Source organism: Ruegeria sp. CDSC054, from assembly GCF_059610645.1.
Window position 1 is genome coordinate 59,114 of the sequence record NZ_JBXWOA010000012.1, and the last position, 24,370, is coordinate 83,483.

Consider the following 24,370-nt stretch of genomic DNA (forward strand, 5'->3'; position numbering starts at 1 on the left):
AGTGCCTCCGGTTTTCCATATTTATCTAATTACTGCTATGTGTGAATTCATCAAAGAATGAGGACATGATGAATTCACTAACCAGAATAACACGTGGGATAGGCGTCGCTCTCAAAGACGGTAGAGTGAAAGGCATTCTTGCCTTCACAGTTGGAATGATTTTATGGGCCTCGGTCTTTTACCACTTTGTCGAAGGTTGGAGTTGGCTCGACTCAATCTACTTTTCTGTCGTGACCATTTCGACCGTGGGGTTTGGTGACTTCTCACCCGAAACCGCGGCAGGGAAGATCTTCACAATGATTTACATCGTCGTGGGCCTCGGTGTCTTCGTGACCGCGGCGACCACAGTGGCGGATACAATCTTGTCCCAGGACGACAAAAAAGCGGACAAGTAGATTATCCCAATTCGGCCAAGTCGAGTTCATGCCCAGGCATTGGTTTGACTGGGCACCTCAAGCCGTGGCTCGGATTCATTAGTGTCTTCAAGCTGATAGATGATCACTAAAATTCAAAAAAATGTACATATTATGTTTTTTGAGTGTAACATTCGAAAAACACATGGAGGGATGGAATGGAAAAGACACAGGACGCAAAGATTGTCGATCTGGCAATACGATTGCTCTTTCTCGGACTATTCCTCTACAGCGCCCTGGTCATGGTGGCCCCGCTTGCGAGCGTGGTTATCTGGGCAACGATCCTCTGTGTGGCGCTATATCCGGCATTTGATTGGCTTCAGTCCAAGCTGGGAGGGCGGAAAAAACTTGCCACGACGATCTTGGTTTTGCTGGGCCTTGTTCTGACCCTCGGGCCAGTCGCTACCGCGGTGTCTGGTGCCGCAGAACTTGGGTCTGAATTCGCGGAACAAGCAGACAAAGGTGACTTGAAAGTCCCACCTGCGCCAGAGGGTCTCAAGGAGTTGCCCTTGGTGGGAGACAAAATAGCCGATGTCTGGGGGATGTTTGAGCGCAATCTTGACGGCGCGCTTGCAAAATACGGCACGCAAATCCTTGAGATCACCAAATCGCTCTTCGGAAAGGTGCTGGGCATCGGAATCGGGCTGCTTGGTTTAGCTCTTTCCGTACTGATTATGGGGGCTTTGTTCAGCCCCGGGCCAAGTTTGGTCCAGGGTCTTCAGCGCTTTGCAAACCGTGTCTTCGCACCGCGCGGCGGTGAATTCGTAACACTGGCAGGCGCAACTATTAGGAACGTGACAAAAGGCGTGATTGGTGTAGCAGCCATTCAGGCGGTCTGCGTTTGGATACTGTTGGCTTTGTTTGGGATTTCTTCGGCCGCCACGCTGGCATTTATCTGCCTGATACTTTCGATTATCCAAATCGGGCCCGGATTGGTTCTTATACCGGTTATTATTTACGCATGGAGTTCCATGTCTGGCGGAACTGCTTTGATCTTCACCGTTTTGGCCGTTCCAGTCATGATAATGGACAGTTTCCTAAGACCCGTATTCATTTCAAAAGGCCTTGAGACTCCCATGTTGGTCATCCTCATCGGTGTTCTCGGAGGTATGATGGCGTACGGTTTGATCGGCGTCTTTATGGGGCCGGTTCTCTTCGCTGTTTTCTATGAGCTATTCAAAGTTTGGATTGATACCTCGCCCGAAGCCGAGGGCGCTGCTGAAGGTGCGGCGAAATGAGGAAGACAATATGGACAACCCTGGCTGTCATTCTGATTTTCCTTGTCTGGTACCTGGTCGCTGATCGGAAAACACCATTTACCGGGAACGCCAGAGTAAAAGCCGTGGCGACCCAGATCGTCCCGCAGGTGACTGGCACTGTGACTGAAGTTTTGGTCGAAAACGGTGAGGTTGTCTCGGCCGGAGATGTCCTTGTCCGGATCGACGCGCGACCCTACGAGATTCAGCGCGACAAGGCGGAAGCTGATCTCGAGGCAGCCACTCAAGAGGTGGGTGCATCTTCGGCAGAGGTAAGAGCGGCACAGGCCAAACTCGCAAGGGCGCAAAGCGATCTGGATACAATGCGCATTCAGACGGAACGCGTATTTGCGCTCGAAAAGAAAGGGTTGATCGCCGTCACTAAGGCCGATGATGCGCGAGGGCAACTGGCAGAGTCCGAGGCAAACTATGAGAACGCAAAAGCGGATCTGGAAAAAGCAAAACAGAGGCTTGGTGACGATGGGATTGAAAACCCGAAAATCCAGCGCGCGTTGGCGGCCTTGGCGGATGCGGAACTGAACCTGGAATGGACTGAACTGCGTGCTCCGGCGACAGGCGTGATCTCTAATCTGTTGATAGCCCCTGGAACGTATGCGCGATCCGGTCAGGATCTGTTGACATTTCTGGACGCGACTGACGTCTGGATCGAGGCGTATTTTACCGAGAACAACCTAGGAAGAGCTTCGGTAGGGTCTCCGGTTGATGTGGTTTTGGATATGCATCCCGGTCAGATTGTTCCTGGCGTCATTGAGAGCTTTAGCGCGGCCGTTTCCCTAAGTGGCGGTGATGTGCCCGGGCAACTGGCGAGTCCGCCCAGTACCAAAGGTTTCTTGCGGGAGCCGGAAAGGTTCCCAGTCAGGATCGTATTGCCGGGCTATGAAGCTGGAAGTGCCGAAGATGATCTTCGCTTTCAGTTGAACGGGCAGGCCGATGTGATCATGTATCTAAGTGACAACTCATTGCTGAACCTGGTAGGCCGCACCTACATCCGCGTGGTTTCAATACTGTCCTATGCGTATTGAGGACCAACGCTCTGTCGCCCGGCTTGCGGTGGGCGTTACCGGCGTCTTTTCCTTGGGCTTGTTTCTTGGCTGGCCACTCGCCGTCGTTGGGGCGGTGTTCGCCGCACTGTTTTTGCAGGCGCCCGCCGCATTGCCTCTGGCAGCATTTGCTAAGCTGTTTGTTTTTTCGATTGGATTGATGTTCATTTCGTTCCTGGTGTCGTCAATCTTCTCACCATATCCTCTTGTTTTTCTCATTCTGGTGGCCATTGGAATAATCCTGTCTTTCATGTGGTCAGTTTCTGGCGCCGGAGTTTTACCAGGTGTCATCGCTCTCATGGGAGCATTGATGATCCCAAATTTGGTTCTGCAATCCCAGGATCTGGCCTTGGTGCTTGTGTACTGGATACCTTTGAATCTGCTGTTTGCGGGCTTCGTATCGACGCTAATGTTCGTGCTGATCCCCGCCGAACCTCAATCAGCGGCCCAGAAGAAGGCCGCATCGTCGTCGAACTTCGACCCACATCGCCGAATAGTCAGGATGTCGCTTGTAACAGTGCCGTTTGCCTTGGCGTTTTTTGTTTCCGGCGCATCTGCATTACTAGTTTTGTTTTTTGTCGCCCTGCTGAGCCAGCAACTCGCGGCAATGCCCGCTGCAGGCAAAACAGTTGCAAAGGCTATGCTGACGGCAAACCTTCTTGGGGCGGCAGTATCCATCATTTGTTATGAGATAAACGTAATAGCTCCGGTTATTCTCACCCCCATTTTGCTGTGTTTTTTCTTTTGCCTAACACTCGGAGCACTTGGAAAGTCAAAAGTCCCGCTCGCCGCCGCCGCCGGTTCCGCTATTACAACGGCTCTGATTGTATATGGCGGGTCGGTTGCACCGTTTTCAGACGAGGCTGACGTCAAGAGCATCACTCGCGTATTGCAAGTTGCCAGCGCCGCTTTTTTTGTAATCATCGCATATGTTGTGGTGGATGAATTTTGGCCGGAGAAAGAGCGCCAAGCGGCTCAATGAAGTTAGTTGCGATGTGGCATGGTTCTGAAAGAGATAGAATTTCTAGTGTCAGGACCCATTGATTTCTGCGGGGTTGCGTGATTCACGGTTCGAAAAACGAGCGGCGAACATGTCTGATCTATTTTGGTTGACCGACGCCCAGATGGCGCGTCTTGAGCCCTTCTTCCCAAAGTCTCACGGCAAACCCCGCGTCGATGACCGGGGGGTGTTGAGCGGGATAGTCTTCATTAATCGCAATGGCTTGCGCTGGCGCGATGCGCCGAAGGAATTCGGCCCGCACAAGACGCTCTACAACCGCTGGAAACGTTGGAGCGGCAAGGGCATCTTCGCCCGGATGATGGCCGGATTGGCCGCTGAGCACGGCGAAGATAAGACCGTGATGATAGATGCGACCTACCTGAAGGCACACCGCACAGCGACCAGTTTGGGCGTCAAAAAGGGGGGCGTGGACGCCTGATCGGTCGGACCAAGGGTCGCATGAACACGAAGCTGCACGCTATCTGCGACAGCAAGGGACGCCCACTCAACTTGTTTGTGACGGCCGGGCAGGTCAGCGATTATATCGACGCACGGGCATTGTTGAGCAGCCTGCCAGATGTCGAATGGCTGCTTGGGGATCGCGGATATGATGCTGATTGGTTCCGGGAAGCATTGAAAGACAAAGGTATACGCTCGTGCATCCCAGGCCGGAAGCAGCGGAAGAAAGCGGTGAAGTACGACAAGCGCCGCTACAAACGTCGCAATCGGATCGAGATCATGTTCGGAAGGCTGAAAGATTGGCGGCGAGTGGCAACCCGATACGACAGGTGCCCAAACGTCTTCCTCTCAGCCATCGCACTGGCGGCTACCGTCATCTATTGGCTATGAGTCCTGACCCTAACCTAATGCCACAATTTCAAATTTGCGTGTTATTCCATGTTTCGTTTTTAAACATCTAAATTTGAAAATACGATTCGGTGCCTAGGGAGGAAACTGATGCCGAGATTAATGCTACCAGCAGCACTTACTGCCGCAATTTCCTTTGGAATTTCTACGTCTACCAAAGCGGACGATTTTGATCCTTCATCCCTTTCTACATATGGGTCGAAACCCAACATCCTAATGATCGTGTCCGACGACACCGGCTACTGGGACCTCGGGGCGTATAACGGCGGTAAAGCACGGGGCATGGATACGCCCAACCTGGATCAGCTTGCCAAAGAAGGCATGATGTTCACTGATTTCTATGCTCAGGCATCCTGCACACCGGGTCGCGCCGCGATGCAAACCGGACGCTATCCGAACCGCTCTGGCATGACGACGGTTGCGTTCCAGGGACAAGGCGGAGGTCTGCCAGCAGCCGAATGGACGCTCGCTTCGGTGCTGAAAGAAGCTGGTTACAATACGTATTTCTCTGGCAAATGGCATCTGGGTGAATCCGACTATGCGTTACCCAACGCGCATGGCTACGACAAGATGGAAAACGTTTTCCTCTATCATCTGAATGCCTTCACCTACGCGCTGCCCGACTGGTTTCCACAGATGACACCGGACCAAAAGAAGTTCTTTGTGGACAACACTATCGGTGTTTTGGAGGGCGACGCTGGCGAAGCGGCGGTTGAGGTCCTTACGATTAAGGATATGACCACAGCAGATCTGGCCAATCTTGATCAAGTCACAGCAGACAAAGGCGTGGCGGAATTGGAAAGGTTGGCTGCCCTTGATGCGCCGTTCTTCATGTCAGTTAACTTTGCAGCGAACCACCAGCCGAACCTTCCTTCTCCTGACTTCGAAGGTGCGTCGGATGTGAAAAACAAGTTCGGCGATAAAGTGGTCGAACTGGACAGCGTCACAGGAAAGCTTCTGGGTAAAGTCAAAGACCTGGGAATCGAAGACAACACCTTGATCATCTATACCGTCGATAACCGCGCCTGGCAGGATGTTCATCCTGACAGTGGGATGACACCATTTCGTGGAACCAAGGGGACGGACCGCGAAGGCGGTTGGCGCGTTCCCGCTTTCTTCAAGTGGAAAGGCAAGATCGAAGCGGGTTCCAAGTCATCTGACATCGTTGGCGGAACTGATCTGATGGCGACGTTTGCCCATCTGGCCGGAACAGAACTTCCTACAGAAGACCGTGATGGCCAGCCGATGAACTTCGACAGTATCGATATGGCCCCGGTGCTGTTTGGCGAGGCCGATCCCCAGCGCGATTTTTGGTTGTACTTCACAGAGAACGAACTGTCGCCGGGCGCAATTCGCGTGGGCCCATGGAAGGCCGTGTTCAATATTCGTGGCGACAACGGTGCTCGTGCGGGCTCCGAGGCGCCAGCAGCGGAACTGGGCTGGCGCGGTGCCCAAAAGTACGTCGCGACCGTTCCTCAGGTCTTTAACCTGTGGGAAGACCCGATGGAGCGCTATGACATCTTCATGACTAGCGGTCGTGAAAACACTTGGACTATGCCTACGTTCAATGTCGTGATGGCCGATGCGGTCAAGTCCTACGTGGAGTATCCCCCACGCCCGCTTCAAAGTGAAACTTACACAGGACCGCTCACATTGAGTCAGTATGGTCGTTTTGAACAAGTTCGCGACCAGTTGAAGGCACAAGGGTTCAGCATCGGAGTTCCATCCGGAAACTAAATGCCTAGGTGCGGGGCGTCATACTTCGCCCCGTACTCAGAAAAGATTGGAATACCCACTTTTCGGAGGTCCGGATGAAGACGCGATTTTGCAGCCCAGTCTCTGCCTTTTTGTTTGGAGCAGTGATTGCCGTTGCACTTTCTACGAAAGCGATTGCGGACCCGCTTGCATCATGGAACGACGGTGTAACCAAACAGGCGATTATCGCGTTTGTCCAAGAGACAATTGATCCTGACTCAGACAAATACACCCCCGCGGAGCAGCGTTTTGCCGTCTTTTACAATGACGGAACGCTGTGGACTGAAAAGCCAATGTACATTCACGCATTTGGCATTTTTTCGGAGATCAAACGGCAAATTGAGGCTGATAAAACACTCGTAAAGCGAGAGCCCTGGAAATCGGTAGCCAAAAAAGATGTTGCGTATTTCAAGCAGCTATATGCCAATTCGGAATATGAAAGCCTCGCCAGTCAGTTGTTTGCTGCGCCATTTGGCGGGTTGTCTGCGGCAGACTACGCAAGTTGGGCGCAAGATTTCGCGGCGAATTTCAAACATCCTGAGCTAGGAGTTGGCATTGAAGGGCTGATCTACCAGCCGATGCTGGAGCTGATACGCTATCTAGAAGCAAACCAATTCACCGTTTATAAAATTACCGCCGATGAAGGTGCTTTCTTAAGAGTTGTCTCTGACGACCTTTATGGCATTCCACCACAACGCGTGTTCGGCACCTCCGTGCGCGAGGAATTCGTAATCGAAAACGGCGAGCCGCAGTTTGTACGAACCTATCGCGCCGATCACTTGAACAACTGGGATGGAAAACCACGCCTGATCCAAAAGGTTATCGGCCGCACACCCATATTTGCAGCGGGAAACTCTAACGGTGATCAACAGATGCTGCAAAACACAGCATTGGGCGGCGGAATGTCCATACTGGTGCATCACACCGACGAAGATCGGGAGTATGCCTATGACAAACACACAGACAAAGTCATGCCGCTTGCAACCGAGGAAGATTGGGCGGTGGTGGATATGGTAAAGGATTGGAATAAGGTCCGGGCAGACGGGTCGGAATGATCCTATTGGCTAGCTCTGAAGTAAACTCGCGAGGCGCTCTTTGTCGCCTCAATCGTATGTTGCCAACCCGCATAGTCGCCCGATTACGCAGTTTATAGTGACGATGTGACTTCGCAAAGGAGAAGCAAAATGGATACTACCCCGAAGATACCATCCACAACTTTAGGTTCGACCCGAGATTTCCTTATCAGGATATGCACAAGTCTTTTCGTTGTTCTGGGTGTATTGACAGCACCAGCTAACCGCGCGGAAGCACAAGAGAACGACGCGGCATCAGCCGCAGCCCAAGCGAATAATCCCCTGGCAAACTTCAAGGCCGTCAATGTGCAAAACTACTACATTGGCGATATTTCAGGAACGGATCAGACAGGTAATCAGTTTTGGCTAAGATATGCGCAACCGGTGAGTTTGGGGGAATCCAATTGGATCTTGAGAGCTTCTCTACCCGTCAATTCATTCCCCGGGCCGGACGGAAAATCGACAGGTGTTGGTGACCTAAATGTGTTTGCTGCTTACCTGATCGATACCGGAAATCCGGCCTTAAGCTTTGGTGTCGGCCCACAATTAACAGCTCCGACTGGCTCGACAGACGGGTCGGGATCAAAGAAATGGTCAGCTGGCATTGCAAATGTGTTGTTCAATGCGTCTTCTCCGAAGTTCCAATACGGTTACCTACTCACGTGGCAAGCAAGTTTTGCCGGCGACAGCGATGCAAAGGACGTAAACATCGGAGCCTTTCAACCCTTCCTGTTCTATCAACTCGGTGGAGGAACCTACTTAAGGTCAGCACCAATCATGACCTACGACTTCGAAACAGACAGTTACAATGTGCCAATCGGCTTAGGTATCGGGCAAGTTTTTGGCAAGAAAGAGATCACCTACAACGTCTTTGTCGAACCGCAGTACTCCGTCGCGAGCAAGGGGACAGGTCAGCCAAAGTGGCAGATATTTGCGGGCTTCAATACACAGTTTTGAAGCTAATACTATTTTTCTGCCTCCACGTCGTCCGCTTTGGGCTCAAGGCGGCCGTTCTCTACAATTGGGATCAATGTCTGGTGCCAGAAAGATATAAGTGATGGTGCGTTAGCTTCGCAGGGGAGCAGACCATTCAAGCAGGGATCGCTTCACATAACACCCCTTCAGCGACGTTAATGGCTAGTAGCGGCGAAGTGAAACACCAAGTAGTTGTGTTTCTCCGAGGCCAAAACGAGGTGCGCGCTCGGAACTCTTCGGTCGGATCGCAAAAGTCCGTACCTGAATGCCTAAAACCTCCCATTTACTCCGCCCCATTTCACGAACCCGGATGCGCAATATTGTCAATTTTGCCGGTATGTTTTTCCTGTGCAATTGCACCTGCCATGGTCCGTACAGTTGCTCCGCGCAGTGGACCTGATGCGCAAATTGACCAAAGATCGCGATCCCTGCAAAAACGGTTCTGTGCCTTGATTGTACGTGTGGTCATCATCCCATCGATCCGACCTTGATAATACCCGAAAGCGCGAAGTTCTTTCTGTAACACGCGAACCCACGCATTCTTGTTGATCCAAAAGGCCGTGCTTGCTGCCTTGGCGTAGTTTTCTGGTTGAGTGTCTTCAAGAATATCTTCGACTTCCAACCAGAATTGAGTGGGGTTTATTTCTGCGGCAAGCTTAATCAGTTCTGGCGACAACACCCGATCAGAAATGCCTGGAACTTCGGCGAGCATTGCACGTGTTTGAATAGCCTCTTCGCTTCTATCAGGCTGCGAAGACAGATAGACCAGTGCAACTGCGGCGTATCTCGCGTCACCCCCAAGGCCTGCACGCACAACTTGCTCTACGGCTGTATCAGGCGCCGGTCCTCTTAAACGTTTCCAGTTTATGCGCACCACTAAATCGCGCGCTGCGTTTTGATCACCGCTCTCCGCTATACGCTCCAAGATCGCTCGTCCCTGATTGACGTCTGAAGCAGCGCCTAACTTTCGATCAATGTGTGCCGTTGCCAAAAGCCGTTCTGCGCCGGGTTGGTTGTCGCGAGCGCCAGCCCGGAGGAGCTCCAATGCAACGTCACCCCGCCCCATCTCCATTTCAACTCGTGCCAGAGATGCAGTGGACCAAGGGTGACCAGCATCGACGGCGCTCGCATACCATTGACGCGCTGCTTTTAGATCTTTTTGCGAGCCGATCCCATTTCGGAAATAGTATCCGACCCGATCTATTGCTGGAGCGTACCCACTTTCTGCCAATGACGTCATTGCGGCATGCACCGCAACTGGATCGGCCTGCTCTTGCTTGATAAGAGCCTTGAATTGTAAGCGTTGTTCCTGTGCAGCGCCCACACTTGCCAAAATCAAAGCTAAGGTAGCGGCCAAAGCTATTTGTCTCATTTTACGCTCCTCTACTGCGTCTCGTGGTTGGTGTCGGCCAATCTTCTGTGGCAGAGAATGAAATGTCGTCATCATGCTACGCGTATGGGCTTGTCGGGAACGATGTCGCGTCGGATCGCGAGCTCAAGGTTTTCGGCGCGGATATCGATCAAAATGCTGAGCATGGATTCGAGTGTGAAATAGGCCCGCAAGACCCGAAAGATCAGGTATTCTGGTAGCGCAAGGACGCCGCGCGGCACACCGTTTAGCAGCGAAGCAACCACTGCCACGATCGCAGGCGCACCTGTGGTCACGGCCACGATGGATTGCCATACGATAGGGGTATTTTCGTTAAACGCGACGCCCCACTCAAGGACCCCAAAGATTATCAAGGGGACAAGCATCGCGCGGCGTGCGGAGTTTACCAGCATGTAGGGTAGGATAACCTTCCCCCTCAAAGTCACGTTTGGTCCATAGATCAGGTCCCGACAGCGCGACGAGATGTGATAGATTGAGCGGAACCAGCGCATGCGTTGCTCACGCATATGGCTGTAAGATGACGGCACTTCAGAGATGTAGCGGATTTTGGGATCAACAACCGAGTGGAAGCCCAACTCACCAATGCGGAGCGAGATGTCGGTGTCTTCACCATTCATCCCTTCAACAAAACCGCCCAGTTGGCGTGGGTGTTGCGTGCGGTAGACGACGAACATGCCGGGGATACCCACAACGCCGTTCACTGCCCCCATGGCAACTGAGTAAAAGCCGTGCTTCACAAGAACTTCCAACAGGCGAGCCCGGTCAAAAAGGGCTCCACCTGGTGGTACAGGCACGCCGCCTACAACACCTACGGAGGGATCTGTGAAGTATGGCATAGCTCGGGAAAAGTTATCTTTGCCCACAAGAGTGTCGGCATCGACACGCACAAGAAACTCGGTCTCGCAGGCATCAAGACCTGCGTTGAGAGCGTTAGATTTGCCGGGCTTCGGAACATTGATCACGCGCCCCTTTGCGGCCTTGCATGACAAGAGTGTCTCGCGCGCGATTTCTTCTGTGTCGTCGGTCGAATTGTTGTTCATGATTAGAACGTTAACTTCGCCACCATAATGTTGTGCAGCGCGATCCATCGCGTTGATCGTGTCTTTTATAATGTAAGACTCATTATGCGCGGGCACGATGACCGAGACGGGTGGATTAAACTTGGGTTTCTTGGCGGTCGCCACATCGTAGATAGCAAGCACATAAAGTTGCCCAAAAAGCACGGGCAGGAACAGAAATACGCCCGGACCAATGCCACCCAACAGCGTCAGGCTGCGCATCACTTCGACCACATGCAGATCCAAACCGCCAACCCACATCGCGACTCCTGCCGCGATGGCAATTGTGACACCAAGGCGCAACAAGGCACGCATCTGACTAACTGGAATATGTTGGACACGTATGCGGGCCGGCATGAAACCACGCTCCAGCAGTTTGAACGAATACACCGCAAAGCCGAACAAACCAGACGCAATGGCACTGAAATGCAGGGAGAAGGATGATCCGAGGGTGTCTTCTGCCATGACATTTGCCAGATCGAATACCGCGCAGCCTGCCAGGAAGGTCAGTACCAGATCCAGGCCAAACATCGAACGCCCACGGAAATCGCCGGAGCTGAATGCAGCAAAAGCAACAAAGAACGAGATCAGGAAAATCCGGATCGCAATGGAGTGCCGCCCCGAATGGGCCGAAAACACATAGTCACGGTTTGGAAACACCTGTGCGACAAAATCAGTGTTCACGATCCAAAGTTGTGTTGTGGCAAGCATCGCAAACACCGCCAGCATCTTGGGTGCCTGCCATTCTGAAACCGATCCGGCAAAACGTTTGGGTGCGCTGTCGACCGAGACAAAGTTGATCTGTTCGCGCTTGTCATCAAGGTCACTCATCCTTTTGCCTCCGGTAGTACCGGGGCGGCGGGCGTCACCAGCAGTGCAAGGCCGACATGCGACATTGGTTCGTTCGGCAATAGTTTTCTAATGGACAAGCCTTGGGTGGCACTGACTAGCGTGACTAACCAGGTGGTGCCAGCATGAGGTAAAAGCGGGGCAGGGTGACCTGGGCCCAGAACATTGATGTGAACCTTCCTTCCAGCCGGTTTGAGTTCAACGCCAGCCGGTACCACTAGGTCCAACATGCGGCTTGCCGCGGCAGCGTCCGGCGCGGTCAGTTCTGAAGTAACGGCAATGTTGACCGGCCCAACACTATGCAAGGCGGTGTGTAGTTCGGACATTGCGTTGGCAAAGGGCATGTCACTAGCGATCAAACGGGAATGTGGTAGTAACTCCGCCACCAGTTCAGGGCCCTGATCACACACGCCGTCTTTCTGAGCGGTCGTTGTCGCCACTACTTCGAGCGTATTTGTGGCGACCTGAATATCAACCGGGAGGTCAATTAACGTTTGGTACTCGGCGTTAGACCCTTTGGTGTGTTCTTGAAAAACAAGTCGGTTGTTCAGCGTCACGGTGAGCGACCAATTCTGACCATGCATGAGGTGCCCAAGCTGCATGCGCAGGTCCAACTGGCTGGGTATGTACTGTCCGCTGCGCCCTCCCAAATCGAAACGCTCACGCCATACAGCTTGTCTGTAAAAGCGGCGCAAACCGCCATTCGTTCCTTTTAGTGCCAACGCGCCCATCGTTCGCCCACGTACATCGGTTTCAGGAAAGGCTGGAAGTACCGTGCGTAGCTCGAGTGTGTTTAAGGCTGGTTCTTGTGGGGACGGAGCAAACACGGTTGCAAGGCCCCTTCGCTGGAACTGGGTTGCCAACACCAAGCGGCGAAGCTGTTCGTCCTTTTTCAGCCAGTCGGGCCAAGCAACACGCACGACATGACCCCAGGCATGCACCTGATCGCGTACACTGTGCAGTGGCCGATCCAGCGTCAAAAAAACGGCGCTGGTCGTCTCAATCTCAACAACGGCTTCGAAACCGTCCTGCGAACCACACTGGATTTGAGGGCCAGTGCCCTGCAGCGAGAAAGAAACGACCAGTTGGTTCCCTGCAAAGTCCGCCTGTGAAAGAGGAATTTGCAGGGAACGTCCCACCTCGCCTGAACGCAGCAGCATCTCGCCTCGGCGGGTGTTGTTGATGGAGATGCGCAGCACCCCTTCAACCCCATCCAGAACCTGAGACGTTGCATCGATTTGGAGGTATCCAGACGTCGGGCGTGCATCCACTGGCATTATGAATGTGACGCTCTGGTAGGCGGGAAAACCGGATAAAATGACCGGATGGTCCGGATCGGCACGCATAACCACGGCTTCGTACACATCCTGCGCTTGGGCGGGTGTGCGGTGCTCAAACACCAGTTGCGGGCCGGACGTTACTTCATGGAGGTAGCGTTTTCCTTGTTCCAGAATGTTCATTGTCGATAGCAGGAGGGCTATGCCTGCCAAAAGAAATCCCATGAGCCCAATGCCAATCATGCGCATGTTTTTCACTGTAATTTTATGGTTTTAAGTAAACGATCGCGCTGACCCCACCTCCAAGCGGGACCAACACGGGCGGTGCAGAGGGTTAGGCCACTTTGTGTGCCTTTGGAAAGACAACGCCGGGCCGTTGTTTGTGGGTCCAGGTTGAAACACATGGGATCATCTTGTGAATGCACCGGCCGGCGTATTTTGCAGCTATCTTTTGTGTTTCGTCGATCAACCCTTCGGCCAGTGTGATCGGCTTCAGCCCCAATGAGAGAAAGGTTTTGTTCGAAACTCGCAGATCATTTTCAGCGGCTTCGTTGCGTGGGTTGTCCACGTTGGCTATCCGCGCGTCGGAAATATCTGCAACCAGTTTGGCTAGCTCGCGCACGGTATGTGTTTCAGTCATCTGGTTTAGGATTGCAACTTTGCCGTCCTTTTCAGGCGGATTTTCAACGGCCAGGGCAAGGCACTTCACAGTGTCCTGAATATGGATGAACGCCCGTGTCTGGCCACCTGTTCCGTGCACCGTCAGCGGGTGACCAACGACGGCCTGCATCAAAAAGCGGTTCAATACCGTTCCGTAATCTCCGTCATAGTCGAAGCGATTTATCAGGCGCTCGTCCAGTTTAGTCTCGTCCGTTTGAGTTCCCCAAACGATGCCTTGGTGCAGGTCAGTAATGCGCAACCGGTCGTTTTTTGCGTAGAACTGGAACAGCAGTTGATCCATGGATTTGGTCAGATGGTACACGCTGCCGGGGTTGGTCGGGTACAAGATATCACGCTTCGTGATCTGCTTATCGTCACCGGGGACATAGACCGGCAAGTAGCCTTCAGGAATTTCCAACCCGTCATCATCGTATCCATAGACGCCCATAGTCCCGAGGTGGACGAAGTGTGGGTCTAAACCCAGAGCGACCGATGCCGCCAGTAAGTTGTGAGTGCCCGAAATGTTGTTGTCGACTGTGTAGCGTTTCTCACCGACACCCTTCATCGAATATGGTGCGGCGCGTTGCTCGCCAAAGTGCACAATGGTGTCTGGTTTGATCGTGTCCAGCAAAGTGGTGACGGCGCCAAAATCCTGTGCAATGTCGATGTTTTCAAATGCAATGGTATTGCCTGAATGCTCTTTCCATGCGGCAAGTCGATCATCCATGGAGGCAATTGGCGTCAGGCTGTCAGAGCCCAACGCCGCATCAATTTCACGGCGCGACATGTTGTCGACGATAGTAATGTTATGACCCAGATTTGATAAGTGGAGCGCCGTTGGCCAGCCACAGAATCCGTCGCCACCGACCACTATGATTTTTTTTGAATCTTTCATTTTGATGTTCCTCTGCACGGGCCCCTCCAGGCGACCCTGTTCAAGATGAACTCAGTTGTAGAGGCCCGGAGCGAAACGTGCCGGGGTGCGAGAGTATAGATTGGGGAGATTAAGGCTGGGGCAGCTATCCCAACGGGTAGGGCGGATAGGCCTATGGGGTGTTGGCGTGGCGGTTGATGGCCCCATCAAGTACCGATTTGGACTTTGCTGCCTCAGCTTCCAGTGTTTCGGCCCAGATCTGCGTTGCCGTGAGATTTCCATCGCGCGCGTCAAGTTCCAGCTTTTCCAAAGCATCGTGTAGTTCAATCTGCCCCAATAGAGACGCCGCGCCCTTGGCTCTATGGGCTGCTTCTGCAAAAGCCAGCGTATCGAGCGGGTCGCTCGCTATGCGAAGGTCCGCCGTAAATGCAGCTATCTCGGACAGAAATTTCTCCGCGATATTTGCGACCTTGGCTCTGCCTAACAAGTCGATCATCTCGGAAAGCGCTTCGGGAAAGTGTGCCGTATCCGGTTTCGACAAGTGCTTTGAGCTGACTTCTGCAACAATATTTTGCAGAGCCTCTAGCCTGATGGGCTTGGTATGAAAGCGATCCATACCCGCAGCTACAGATCTTTCACGGTATTCTTCGCGCCCATGAGCTGTTAATCCGACAATATGTGTCCCGGCGTTTATCCCGTTACTGCGGCGTAAGCGTTCGGTCGCTTCAATCCCGTCCATGACTGGCATGCTGATGTCCATCAAGATGATATCGAACACCTCGTCCTTGGCTTTTTGTAGGCAACCTTCGCCGTTAACAGCCTCGCGTACAGTGTGACCCATGGTCGTTAGCATGTCGCACAGGACACTGCGGTTGATGCTGTTATCTTCGACAATAAGGATATTGCATGAGGGCGCTTGCTTGGCGTTTTGGGCCAGATTGTCACTGTCGTCTCGCGTCTCAGGTTCCGTGCGTCTTAAAGGCAAAGTTAAGATGAACACCGATCCCGCACCTTCGACACTTTTTAGGGACACATCCCCGCCCATCGCCCGCGCGATGCGACGAGAGATGGACAAACCCAAACCATCCCCACGAGCCTGGCGACCTTCACTATTCGCGAGGGCAATAAAATCCTCAAACACCTGTTCGTGCTGTTCGGCGGGAATTCCGATGCCGGTATCGATCACTTCAATACGAAGTGAAGAGGTTTCGGGGCCATGAATGCCGGTGACGCGTAAAGTGACTTCGCCATCTTCAGTGAACTTAATTGCGTTTCCGATCAGATTGGTAAGTACCTGGCGAGTTCTCCCGGAATCACCGTGATATGGCCCTTGCATTGTAGGGTTTATGTCGAGTTTCACAGCCAAATTTTTCTCATTGGCGAGCGGTTCAAACAAATCGACCAACGCTTGCATTAGGTCTGTTAGATCAAAGACTTCGGAGTTCAGTTGAAGGTTGCCCGTTTCAATACGAGTGATATCGAGGGCTTCGTTCACATGTTCCAGCAAAACCTCGCTGGAAGATGTTGCAATGCGGGTATAGCGAGCCTGTTGGTCGTTTAGGGGGGTAGTCTTAAGCAGATCAAGCACACCCAGAATACCGTTCAGGGGGGTGCGCATTTCGTGGCTCATCACTGTCATGAATTGTGACTTGGCCTTGTCCGTCCTCTCGGCTCGGTCGCGGGCATCAATCAGCTTCTGCTCGTTGATCTTACGCTCGCTGATGTCACGGATGTAGGCAATGAACTTGGTGTCATCACCATCATGAGTGGTTGTAACGTTTAGTTCGACTGGGAACTCTTCGCCACTTTTGCGCAAAGCGGCAAGCTCGACACGGCCGGCATCAACGACACGTGGCGCGCCCGTTTCTAGGTAACGCTTCATACCATTGTGGTGCGCATCGCGCATACGCTGAGGGATGAAGGTGTCCTCCATCGTCAACCCAACAATTTCGTCTCGGGTCCAACCAAAAACGCGCTCGGCCGAAGCGTTGAATTCGATAATACGTCCGGAGCTATCTGAAGTTACAATCGCATCTAGTGATGCAGCGACGGTCGATGCAAGTTGCTTTGACGATGCAGATAGTGCCGCGTCCCTGCGAACGGAGCGCTGCAAAAGTCGATCCATGAAGAGTAACAAGAGTGCCATAAGGATCAGCAAACCGACTGCAATTCCCCCGGTTCGAGACAACTGGCCGGCCAATTCAGCACGCCGGTCTTCGGAACGCTCGGCGACTATCCGGACGCCCAGCAATGCAAGCTCTCGAACAACAGGGCGAACGTCACGAACCAAGCGTTTCAGCTCAAGTAAATCAGTTTCGTCCAGTGGCTCGGACGAATCCAAAATTGCAACGGCATCGTCCGCAAAGCCCTCGATTTTCTCAATTAATTCAGCCGCTTCGCTACTGTCACCATAAATTTCGCGAGCCCGCCCAGAATTGACAACGTTCAAACGACTTAAGGCAATATCTGCACGCAACTGTAATTGGTCAGAGAAGCCTGTCTGTGCAGCAATTTGCTCGGTTAGAACGGCGTCGAGGTTCGCAAACTCGATGTCAAGCTGCGAAATGCTCCACTGTATGTTGTCTTCATCAGCGCTCGACAAGTCGCGTACCTGTGTTAACAGATTCGAGACCATTGTTGCGAACAAGATGATCAACAGGCAGATGCCTGCCAATACCAAGAGACGGTATCGGTTCAACCCTGGCTTCAATTGCAACCTCCTGCTTGAGGTCACCGTAAGCACCTTCAGCGTGTTAATCTACGACTTTCAAATGCTTAAGCTGCCATATGCTGAACGTGTAGATCGTTTCAGCCCGGTATTTGGGATCCTGATCGTATGGGAAAACAACCCAATAAGGTCCCTTGTCCCTAACAGACATCGTCTCGCCATCCATGCGAGTGGCGATGATCGGAGCTTCGTTTTCAAGTTCCGCCAGCGGCATCGTGACCTTGTAGTCGTTTAAGGCCACCATCTCGATACTGGTGCCGTCTGTGTTCAATTCGGTAAGCAGGGCTTTTAACGGCACCCCCGAGAACGTAACTTTATCATCTGTCCAGATCGTTGAGGTGCTGAATGTCACCTGGTCCATTGCGTCAAGATCTTGAAGGCTGAATTCGACGGTTGCGGAGTTAGAGCCTGAGGTTGTTACTTCCAACGTCATCTCTGCCCGAGCTGTAGCCGGAGTGATAAAACTCAGCAATAGTATGAACAGCACGACGTAAATCCGCGAGTAGTGTTTTTGTGCCATTGAATAGACTCCGGGTCAGGTCAACTGGGTTATAACTATTGATCCCCCACGGTCATCAGAGCATTGGCATAGGCAACTATACCAAAGTATAGTTCTGTCATGTTTTGGCCTGATTTTTTGGTTGTGAATGCGTTCAGCGTAAGGACACTGTGGACATGCCTAATATCCTCTTAGCTGACGACCATGATCTGGTCCGCGACACAATCGCGGCCTATCTGGAAACCGTAGACGACTTCAAAGTCCAAACCGCTGCCAATTTGGAAGAAGCGTTGGAATTGATGCGCGGTCTGGATTCCATCGATCTGCTTATCCTCGACTATCACATGCCGGGAATGGACGGTTTGAATGGTCTCAGTCGCGCCCGTCAGGCCTTTCCTGCTACTAAGGTTGCACTGATGTCAGGTGTCGCCAACCGGGAGGTTGCCAACAAGGCAATGGAGAACGGTGCAAACGGGTTTATTCCCAAGTCCTTGAAAGCCGTGTCGCTGGTCAACGCCATCAAGTTTGTACTGTCAGGCGAACGGTATTTTCCCTTTGATTTCGGACAGGCAGATGAGCCAGTGGAGTCATCTGGCGTTTTTGCCACCCTGTCCGGCCGGGAGATGCAGGCGCTGGAACAGCTCTGCATCGGCCTTTCCAACAAGGAAATTGCCCGAAATCTAGGAATCCAAGAGGTTACGGTAAAGCTGCATGTAAAAAACGTGCTGGCAAAACTGGGCGTTTCCAATCGAACGCAAGCCGCGCTGCTGGCGAAAGAGAAGCAGTTGTTCTAAACGGCGGAACAAACGTCACAACAGGTTTTATCGTTTCTGTTTCAAAGCCTCGTTTGGTCGCGTGGCAAAATCCTCATACGCTCGTGCATCCCAGGCCGGAAGCAGCGGAAGAAAGCGGTGAAGTACGACAAGCGCCGCTACAAACGTCGCAATCGGATCGAGATCATGTTCGGAAGGCTGAAAGATTGGCGGCGAGTGGCAACCCGATACGACAGGTGCCCAAACGTCTTCCTCTCAGCCATCGCACTGGCGGCTACCGTCTTCTATTGGCTATGAGTCCTGACCCTAAGTACTATTAGTGCCAACCAAAAAATCGATTGGCACTTGTTCGTTAGAACTTTCCTTGGCCTCTTCAGGCACCAACATTCACAACCATTTTGCCAAAATTCTCCCCGCGAAGTAGCTGGTTCAGGGCTTCTGGTGCGGCCTCCAACCCATCCACCATGTGCTCGCGATACTTAACCGCACCATCCTGAATCCAACTTGTCATATCGCGTGTGAACTCTTGGTAAAGCGATATTGGAAAGCTGTCGAAAATGATGAAACCCTGTGCTTTCACCTTCTGCCTCAGCAAGGTGCCCATTATTGCTGGTCCCATGTCGGGACCTTTGGGTAGATCCGACAAATTGTACCACGAAACTACGCCGCAGATTGGCATACGGGCAAAGGGGTTGAGCAAGGGTAAAACAGCATAAAGCACCTTGCCACCAACATTCTCGAAGTAGACATCGATCCCATCGGGGCATGCTGCGCGTAGCTGGTCGGCAAAATCGGTGGTCTTATGATCAATACAGGCGTCGAAACCGAGGTTTTCGACCACATGGGCACACTTTTCGGCCCCACCAGCAATCCCGACAACTCGGCAACCCTTGAGTTTGGCAATCTGACCCACGGTAGCTCCAACAGGGCCGGAGGCTGCGGCAACAACAACGGTTTCGCCGGGTTTTGGTTCGCCTATCTGCAATAACCCTGCATAGGCAGTATAGCCAGGCATCCCAAGTATCCCAAGAGCCCAAGACGGGTTTTGAGGAGATTTACCCATGTTGATGACCTCGTGACCATCGGAGATTGCATAATCTTGCCACCCACTGTTTGAGAGGACAAAGTCGCCAACTTCGAAACCATCGAGATTTGCAGCAATGACTTCCCCTACAACCTGTCCCGTCATCACTTCTCCTATTGCTACGGGTTCGGTATAGGATTTAGCGTCGTTCATCCGCCCACGCATGTAGGGGTCGAGCGACAGGTAATGTGAGCGGACCAGCATTTCACCTGCGCCCGGCGTAGGGATATCTGCGGTTTCCAAACGGAGCGTACTGGCGTCGGGCTCGCCACTGGGACGCTCATTCAATACGATCCGGCGATTAGTATCAGTGGTCTGGGTCATTTAGTGCTCTTTCCTTATACGTGTCGGTTTGAGGGAAGCGGAGGTATTCTTTGCGAAGAGTACGTATCAGTTTCAGGTTCCCGGCGCTGGATCGCCAGAACGTTCAGTTTCCCTTGAGCACGAACTCATCAACTTCCTTACGCCAATGGACGGAAGGGCATCAACACATGCGTGGTTGCTCAAGTTCAATTGTAAAATTTTCTCACCATGGCTTGCAAGGAAACGCACAATTTCCGAACAGTGGGTAAGCCCATGCGCCATTCACACCAGTTGCGATGACATTGACAACGATTCCAAGAAGTGGCGCATCCTCAAGATGCGGGTTTGGGAGTGCCAGCACAGCTTCTCTGATGATTAAGAATGCCGCCAGCACAATCAGTACGCCCTCGGCGACGGCGGAAAGATACTCGGCCTTTTTGTGACCAAAGAGGTGTTTTTCGTCAGGGGTATATTGGAAATCCGAACTGCAAAATACGCCAGCAGCGCTGCAACGACATTTACAGTTGATTCCATTGCGTCTGACAACAACGCCACCGAGCCCGTCAGCTACCGGGTCAGCAGTTACAAGGCCAGTACCACAATGGATATTGGAATGGACCAAAGAGCGATTTTTTGTGTCATTTGGCCACGAGCCTTTGTCAATCATGAACAGAAACTCGGGTGACTGGTGAACTCCGGTGTTCAGCACGAAAAACAGGTGTTTGGTGAAAAGGGAATATGCCCCGCGGCTTCCTAACAACGACCGACGACAGCATCTGGTCCCCCTGCATGGTGCCAACGACGTTACTCTGATGGAAGCCCCGTCGACGAAACAGGAACAGCTTTGAGATATGCGGCAATCGCCAAACGGTCCTCATCTGTAAGGCGAGACGTGTTCTCGATGACCTCCACCATTTCACCACCAGCACTGTCATAATCCGGCGTGAAGCCAGATTTGAGGTACTCGGCAATGTCAGCCTCGGACCAATCAAGCTGGTCTGAAGTAAGGCCGGGGATACGACCTTTCCCGTTTGGATTTGGAGCGCCCGTTAGCCAAAGGTCTCGTTTTAAACCACCTAGACCATTTCGCGGGGTATGGCATTCAGCGCAATGACCCAGCGCCTCGACTAAATACCTGCCATGTCTTTGTTGGTCGGTCAAATCACTTTCGACTACCCAGCCTGGTGTCATGAACAACAGTTTCCATCCCCCCAATCCACGACGAACATTGAAAGGAAAACCTACCTCATGCGGAACGCTTGCAGTTGTGGCTGCTGGCAGAGTGCCGAGGAATGCGTGAAGCGAAACGACGTCGTGTGCTGACATGTTGGCGTAAGATGTATAGGGAAACGCTGGAAAATAGTGCTGCCCTTCGGGTCCGGTCCCCTGGATCAAGGCGTTGGCCAGATCCAGGGCAGACCAGGACCCAATACCGACTTCTGGGTCACTGGAAATGTTGGGGGCAGTGAACGTGCCGAAATCCGTCTCAAACCGGCGACCACCGGAGAGCATGAGCTTGTCCTCGCCAACTGCATCAGGCGCTGCATGACAGGATGCGCATCCTGCCGCGTAGAACACGATTTCACCTCTGGCGTGATCTGGGTTCAAACCGTCGAGTTGAGACGGCTCCACTCTTTGTGGTCGGGTCAGAACCAAACCGGCCAACCCAACCAAAAGTGCAACGAAAGCGGTAAAAAGGAAAATCCGCTTCACAGCTATCTGCCGATTAGTCTTTCGGTGCTCTGTAAGCTTTGTGACACGCCGAACAGCTTCCACCCAGATCGCCCATGGCCGCTTTCAGGGCATCAACATCTTGGCCAGCCGCAGCCTGCATCGCAATAGCGGCATCTGCCATGGCCTGCCCTTTCGCACCAACGTCAGGGAAGTTTTCCCAGATTGCCGACAGCGCTCGGGTGGACGGATCGGACACATTGTCAGATCCCTGGGGCCACATCGCGGATTGGTCGATCTGCGTTAGCACAACAAGGTTGTTTGCAGCCCGTGTTGCGGCTTCGGCATCATAGTCCACTTCGCCTTTGGCCATGCCGCCAAGTGTACCAAGATTGAAGGCATAGAGTTGCATGATTGAGGTTCGAGCTTTCACAGCCGGGTTTTCACTTTCGTGGGCGATGGCTGTGCCAATGGCGACCAATGACAAAAGACCTGCCGCGAAGATTGAGAACTTCTTCATCATGATGTGTCTCCCTGTTCAATGCTCCGAATGTTAGCTTGAACGAATTTTCTTGTAATTGTTTGTTATTGGTCGTCACTTGTTAATTTATGAACAATGAAAACTGGGATGACATTCGGTACGCACTAGCCGTAAGCAAATACGGTTCGTTGAACGCGGCGGCGGCGGCGATGGGCGTCACGCACGCCACAGTCTTGCGCAGGGTGGCCGCATTCGAAGAACGCAATAGTTGCGTGGTTTTTCAGAAAAGTTCGTCAGGATATTCCGTTCTCCCCGAAGCCAGTGCGATCTTTTCAGCCATGGAAAGCGTTGAAGAAGCGGTGCTTTCGGTGGAGCGGGCGGTTGTCGGAGCAAATCGCTCGCCAATGGGTCACGTGCGCATTACATCGACTGATAGTCTTTGTCAGATTGTTCTCCCAAGAATACTCAACAAAATCTCACTCCTTTACCCAGGTTTGAACCTGACTCTGCTAAGCCAGAACAGCCACCATGATCTTTCCCGACTGACAGCAGACATTGCTGTGCGCCCTTCGATAAAGCTCGGGGAAGGGTTAATCGGAGAGCGTGCAGGAACGCTGTCCTTCGGTGTCTATGACGATGGTAGCCCCAATCGCAAGTGGATGAGGCTAGACGGAGCGTTGAGTCGTTCACTTCCTGCCAAATGGCTGGCGCAGAATGTAAGCGCCGACGAAATGACCAATGGAGCAGACAGTTTTCTGGTGCTACAGCAGATGGCGGCCTCGGGAGCTGGTAAAACCTTTTTGCCGTCATTTTTTGGCGACGTGGATACCCGCCTTAAGCGGTCGAAGGACGTGAATCCTAAGTTCGAGGTTCCGCTGTGGGTCGCAACGTTAGAAGAAATCTCGCAAACTCCAAGGTTTGCTGTAGTTCAGAAGGCACTAGTCGAACGTATATCGGAAGCGCTAGCTAAGTGATTTTATGCAACTGAGACTTTCGAGTTCTTACATTTTTGACTTTCCAAATTTGCAATGTCCAGTCGGAAACGTTCGCATTGGGCTCCTCCAATCAATTATGATTGCTGCGGAGAACGGCAAAACTGAGCCCAGACTGCACACGAGAAGAATCTAAGGCGATCCGGCTTGAATTGATCAATTCACGAGTTTCTAATCTTCGGGAATTTGGGATATTTGCGAGAACGAGTGTCCTCCGCAGTTTTGCCGCGCCATGTGGCGCAACAGTCTTTCAACCAGGTCAAGCATGTCCAAGCTTCATCATTCTGTCAGAGGGATCAAGTCGTGTAACGCTTACAGGCCCGAGCGGACGCGAAGTGGTCCTATATCGTGTCACGTCGGCCGACGTATGCCTCCAGATTTTGTCATGCCTGATAAGGGACGAGGCCTACGGTGCCGAAGGTGTTGCAGAGACCGACTTGACCGGGCAAATCGTGCTAGCTCACGAGTTTCGAAAGAAGCTCGCCGAGGACGCTGAGTTCCGAGTTATGATTATGTTGTCCGTTTCCTCGCGGTTTTCGGAACAACAGCAGTTGATTGAAGATGTGGCGCTTACGAACTTCGATGCGTGACTCGCCAAGGCCTTGATAAGGCTTGCGTCTTCAGGCAGCAGGGTGAAGGCAACCCACTCCGTACTCACAAGCGAAACAGCCTCAGGCCGCGCCTACGTGTCCCGCAGATTGGCGGAGTTCGCGAAGAAAGGCTGGGTAAAGCAGCATGAGGACGGCATCGCCATACTTGATCGCAAGGAACTGGAACATGTTGCCGCAGGTTAGCGGTGACTCTGTCACCGTCTGTCGGCGACGTAAAAGGTTAGAATTGGGCATCAATCAACCAAGGAGGATTTAATGATGTCCAGAAATGAAGGAACACTTGGTCGCGCACGCGTATCATTCTTGACCTTGTGTTGCTGTCTTTGACCTTTGTCGGCTCTCAGACGATGTGGGGCTTATTGGCATCATCCCGCTCATCACAGGTCTAGTTGGCGTTGGCCCGATCTACTCCGCGCTAAGGATCAAGACGTGCAGCGTGAACCTGCCTGGCGCAACGGCATTGCTGCGTTGGCGCAAGGCCGCAATGAGTCAAAAACCGACAAGATGGTGCATGCTGTTCGAATAACAGTGAAGCGCAGTAACCGGGCTTTGCAAAGTTCGCCCTGTGACATGCGCCCGTTATTCTATATCTTGCTACGATTCCGCAGTCGCGGCCAACACGCACACTGTTCCCCGTACGAGAAGTGTCGAAGTCGTTCGAATTCCCATTCTTCTCAAATGAGTTGTACTTCGATTGCCCGAAGCTAGGGACTGGTCTCG

24 protein-coding genes are annotated in these 24,370 nt (G+C 52.6%); 14 read left to right on the forward strand and 10 right to left on the reverse strand.

Translation table 11 applies throughout. The annotated features are described in order from the left end of the window. The first annotated feature begins 125 nt into the window (after window positions 1-125). From AC2FGC_RS18960 to AC2FGC_RS18995, 8 genes are all read left to right on the forward strand, one after another. The gene (locus tag AC2FGC_RS18960; RefSeq protein WP_234416729.1) at window positions 126-395 is read left to right on the forward strand and encodes a potassium channel family protein; all 270 of its coding nucleotides are present in this window, start codon (window positions 126-128) and stop codon (window positions 393-395) included. A gap of 176 nt (window positions 396-571) precedes the next feature. Then, a complete protein-coding gene (locus AC2FGC_RS18965; protein ID WP_496769418.1) occupies window positions 572-1,651 on the forward strand; it encodes an AI-2E family transporter in 1,080 nt (359 codons plus the stop codon). Continuing rightward, a complete protein-coding gene (locus AC2FGC_RS18970; RefSeq protein WP_496725629.1) occupies window positions 1,648-2,712 on the forward strand; it encodes an HlyD family secretion protein in 1,065 nt (354 codons plus the stop codon). The genes AC2FGC_RS18965 and AC2FGC_RS18970 overlap by 4 nt, the downstream gene beginning before the upstream one ends. Continuing rightward, window positions 2,702-3,712 (forward strand): DUF2955 domain-containing protein, encoded by a 1,011-nt coding sequence (locus AC2FGC_RS18975; RefSeq protein ID WP_496725628.1) that lies wholly within the window; start codon window positions 2,702-2,704, stop codon window positions 3,710-3,712. Before AC2FGC_RS18970 ends, AC2FGC_RS18975 begins: the two co-directional genes overlap by 11 nt. A 109-nt stretch (window positions 3,713-3,821) precedes the next feature. Next, window positions 3,822-4,579, forward strand: a protein-coding gene (locus AC2FGC_RS18980) for an IS5 family transposase (protein WP_496783144.1) whose coding sequence is annotated in 2 segments (ribosomal slippage) — window positions 3,822-4,143 and window positions 4,143-4,579 — 759 coding nt in all. Because the reading frame shifts where the segments join, the coding sequence is not laid out codon by codon here. A 108-nt stretch (window positions 4,580-4,687) separates the two neighbouring features. Further along, window positions 4,688-6,334, forward strand: a complete 1,647-nt coding sequence (locus AC2FGC_RS18985; protein WP_496783146.1) for an arylsulfatase — start codon at window positions 4,688-4,690, stop codon at window positions 6,332-6,334. A 74-nt stretch (window positions 6,335-6,408) separates the two neighbouring features. Further along, the gene (locus tag AC2FGC_RS18990; RefSeq protein ID WP_496783147.1) at window positions 6,409-7,407 is read left to right on the forward strand and encodes an HAD family hydrolase; all 999 of its coding nucleotides are present in this window, start codon (window positions 6,409-6,411) and stop codon (window positions 7,405-7,407) included. Between the two features lie 129 nt (window positions 7,408-7,536). After that, a complete protein-coding gene (locus tag AC2FGC_RS18995; RefSeq protein WP_496783149.1) occupies window positions 7,537-8,382 on the forward strand; it encodes a hypothetical protein in 846 nt (281 codons plus the stop codon). Window positions 8,383-8,698: 316 nt separating this feature from the next. Here the strand turns inward: AC2FGC_RS18995 and AC2FGC_RS19000 are convergent, their stop codons facing one another. From AC2FGC_RS19000 to AC2FGC_RS19025, 6 genes are all read right to left on the reverse strand, one after another. Next, the gene (locus AC2FGC_RS19000; RefSeq protein WP_496783150.1) at window positions 8,699-9,772 is read right to left on the reverse strand and encodes a tetratricopeptide repeat protein; all 1,074 of its coding nucleotides are present in this window, start codon (window positions 9,770-9,772) and stop codon (window positions 8,699-8,701) included. Window positions 9,773-9,843: 71 nt separating this feature from the next. Next, a complete protein-coding gene (locus AC2FGC_RS19005; RefSeq protein ID WP_496783152.1) occupies window positions 9,844-11,679 on the reverse strand; it encodes a glycosyltransferase family 2 protein in 1,836 nt (611 codons plus the stop codon). After that, window positions 11,676-13,223: a cellulose biosynthesis cyclic di-GMP-binding regulatory protein BcsB gene (locus AC2FGC_RS19010; RefSeq protein ID WP_496783153.1), complete on the reverse strand. Its 1,548-nt coding sequence runs from the start codon at window positions 13,221-13,223 to the stop codon at window positions 11,676-11,678. Before AC2FGC_RS19010 ends, AC2FGC_RS19005 begins: the two co-directional genes overlap by 4 nt. An 85-nt stretch (window positions 13,224-13,308) precedes the next feature. Next, window positions 13,309-14,529, reverse strand: coding sequence for an NAD-dependent epimerase/dehydratase family protein (locus AC2FGC_RS19015; protein ID WP_496783155.1), 1,221 nt, complete (start codon window positions 14,527-14,529; stop codon window positions 13,309-13,311). Between the two features lie 151 nt (window positions 14,530-14,680). After that, complete coding sequence (locus AC2FGC_RS19020; RefSeq protein ID WP_496783157.1) at window positions 14,681-17,218, reverse strand: hybrid sensor histidine kinase/response regulator; 2,538 nt, start codon at window positions 17,216-17,218, stop codon at window positions 14,681-14,683. A gap of 43 nt (window positions 17,219-17,261) precedes the next feature. Further along, the gene (locus AC2FGC_RS19025) at window positions 17,262-17,756 is read right to left on the reverse strand and encodes a putative pterin-binding protein (RefSeq protein WP_496783160.1); all 495 of its coding nucleotides are present in this window, start codon (window positions 17,754-17,756) and stop codon (window positions 17,262-17,264) included. Between the two features lie 155 nt (window positions 17,757-17,911). Between AC2FGC_RS19025 and AC2FGC_RS19030 the strand changes: the two genes are divergently transcribed. Next, a complete protein-coding gene (locus tag AC2FGC_RS19030) occupies window positions 17,912-18,529 on the forward strand; it encodes a response regulator (RefSeq protein WP_496783162.1) in 618 nt (205 codons plus the stop codon). A gap of 36 nt (window positions 18,530-18,565) precedes the next feature. Then, on the forward strand, window positions 18,566-18,805 hold the full coding sequence (locus AC2FGC_RS19035) for a transposase (RefSeq protein WP_496783184.1): 240 nt from the start codon (window positions 18,566-18,568) through the stop codon (window positions 18,803-18,805). A 76-nt stretch (window positions 18,806-18,881) separates the two neighbouring features. On the opposite strand, the gene curA is transcribed toward AC2FGC_RS19035, so the two are convergent. The 4 genes from curA to AC2FGC_RS19055 form a co-directional block, all read right to left on the reverse strand. Further along, entirely contained in the window at window positions 18,882-19,916 is a 1,035-nt protein-coding gene (gene curA / locus AC2FGC_RS19040) for an NADPH-dependent curcumin/dihydrocurcumin reductase (protein WP_496783164.1), read from the reverse strand. 202 nt (window positions 19,917-20,118) lie between these two features. Further along, a complete protein-coding gene (locus AC2FGC_RS19045) occupies window positions 20,119-20,562 on the reverse strand; it encodes a cation efflux transmembrane domain-containing protein (protein WP_496783166.1) in 444 nt (147 codons plus the stop codon). A gap of 137 nt (window positions 20,563-20,699) precedes the next feature. Next, complete coding sequence (locus AC2FGC_RS19050) at window positions 20,700-21,608, reverse strand: c-type cytochrome (RefSeq protein WP_496779753.1); 909 nt, start codon at window positions 21,606-21,608, stop codon at window positions 20,700-20,702. Window positions 21,609-21,621: 13 nt separating this feature from the next. After that, window positions 21,622-22,089, reverse strand: coding sequence for a c-type cytochrome (locus tag AC2FGC_RS19055; RefSeq protein WP_496725623.1), 468 nt, complete (start codon window positions 22,087-22,089; stop codon window positions 21,622-21,624). Between the two features lie 86 nt (window positions 22,090-22,175). On the opposite strand from AC2FGC_RS19055, the gene AC2FGC_RS19060 reads away from it, so the two are divergent. The 4 genes from AC2FGC_RS19060 to AC2FGC_RS19075 all read left to right on the forward strand — a co-directional run bounded on the left by AC2FGC_RS19060 (window position 22,176) and on the right by AC2FGC_RS19075 (window position 24,176). Continuing rightward, on the forward strand, window positions 22,176-23,021 hold the full coding sequence (locus AC2FGC_RS19060) for a LysR family transcriptional regulator (RefSeq protein WP_496783168.1): 846 nt from the start codon (window positions 22,176-22,178) through the stop codon (window positions 23,019-23,021). A 170-nt stretch (window positions 23,022-23,191) separates the two neighbouring features. After that, entirely contained in the window at window positions 23,192-23,629 is a 438-nt protein-coding gene (locus AC2FGC_RS19065; protein WP_496783170.1) for a Crp/Fnr family transcriptional regulator, read from the forward strand. Between the two features lie 12 nt (window positions 23,630-23,641). Next, window positions 23,642-23,833: a helix-turn-helix domain-containing protein gene (locus AC2FGC_RS19070; protein ID WP_496725621.1), complete on the forward strand. Its 192-nt coding sequence runs from the start codon at window positions 23,642-23,644 to the stop codon at window positions 23,831-23,833. A 166-nt stretch (window positions 23,834-23,999) separates the two neighbouring features. Further along, a complete protein-coding gene (locus tag AC2FGC_RS19075) occupies window positions 24,000-24,176 on the forward strand; it encodes a YgaP family membrane protein (protein ID WP_496725620.1) in 177 nt (58 codons plus the stop codon). Window positions 24,177-24,370: the final 194 nt, after the last annotated feature.

What these genes read in the sequence shown, in the direction of transcription:
- AC2FGC_RS19030 (WP_496783162.1), top strand. Translation starts at nt 17,912, where the DNA reads ATGCCTAATATCCTCTTAGCTGACGACCATGATCTGGTCCGCGACACA.
- curA (WP_496783164.1), bottom strand. Translation starts at nt 19,916, where the DNA reads ATGACCCAGACCACTGATACTAATCGCCGGATCGTATTGAATGAGCGT.
- AC2FGC_RS19015 (WP_496783155.1), bottom strand. Translation starts at nt 14,529, where the DNA reads ATGAAAGATTCAAAAAAAATCATAGTGGTCGGTGGCGACGGATTCTGT.
- AC2FGC_RS18990 (WP_496783147.1), top strand. Translation starts at nt 6,409, where the DNA reads ATGAAGACGCGATTTTGCAGCCCAGTCTCTGCCTTTTTGTTTGGAGCA.
- AC2FGC_RS19000 (WP_496783150.1), bottom strand. Translation starts at nt 9,772, where the DNA reads ATGAGACAAATAGCTTTGGCCGCTACCTTAGCTTTGATTTTGGCAAGT.
- AC2FGC_RS18975 (WP_496725628.1), top strand. Translation starts at nt 2,702, where the DNA reads ATGCGTATTGAGGACCAACGCTCTGTCGCCCGGCTTGCGGTGGGCGTT.
- AC2FGC_RS18965 (WP_496769418.1), top strand. Translation starts at nt 572, where the DNA reads ATGGAAAAGACACAGGACGCAAAGATTGTCGATCTGGCAATACGATTG.
- AC2FGC_RS19045 (WP_496783166.1), bottom strand. Translation starts at nt 20,562, where the DNA reads ATGATTGACAAAGGCTCGTGGCCAAATGACACAAAAAATCGCTCTTTG.
- AC2FGC_RS19060 (WP_496783168.1), top strand. Translation starts at nt 22,176, where the DNA reads ATGAACAATGAAAACTGGGATGACATTCGGTACGCACTAGCCGTAAGC.
- AC2FGC_RS19005 (WP_496783152.1), bottom strand. Translation starts at nt 11,679, where the DNA reads ATGAGTGACCTTGATGACAAGCGCGAACAGATCAACTTTGTCTCGGTC.
- AC2FGC_RS19010 (WP_496783153.1), bottom strand. Translation starts at nt 13,223, where the DNA reads ATGCGCATGATTGGCATTGGGCTCATGGGATTTCTTTTGGCAGGCATA.
- AC2FGC_RS18970 (WP_496725629.1), top strand. Translation starts at nt 1,648, where the DNA reads ATGAGGAAGACAATATGGACAACCCTGGCTGTCATTCTGATTTTCCTT.
- AC2FGC_RS19055 (WP_496725623.1), bottom strand. Translation starts at nt 22,089, where the DNA reads ATGATGAAGAAGTTCTCAATCTTCGCGGCAGGTCTTTTGTCATTGGTC.
- AC2FGC_RS18985 (WP_496783146.1), top strand. Translation starts at nt 4,688, where the DNA reads ATGCCGAGATTAATGCTACCAGCAGCACTTACTGCCGCAATTTCCTTT.
- AC2FGC_RS18995 (WP_496783149.1), top strand. Translation starts at nt 7,537, where the DNA reads ATGGATACTACCCCGAAGATACCATCCACAACTTTAGGTTCGACCCGA.
- AC2FGC_RS19025 (WP_496783160.1), bottom strand. Translation starts at nt 17,756, where the DNA reads ATGGCACAAAAACACTACTCGCGGATTTACGTCGTGCTGTTCATACTA.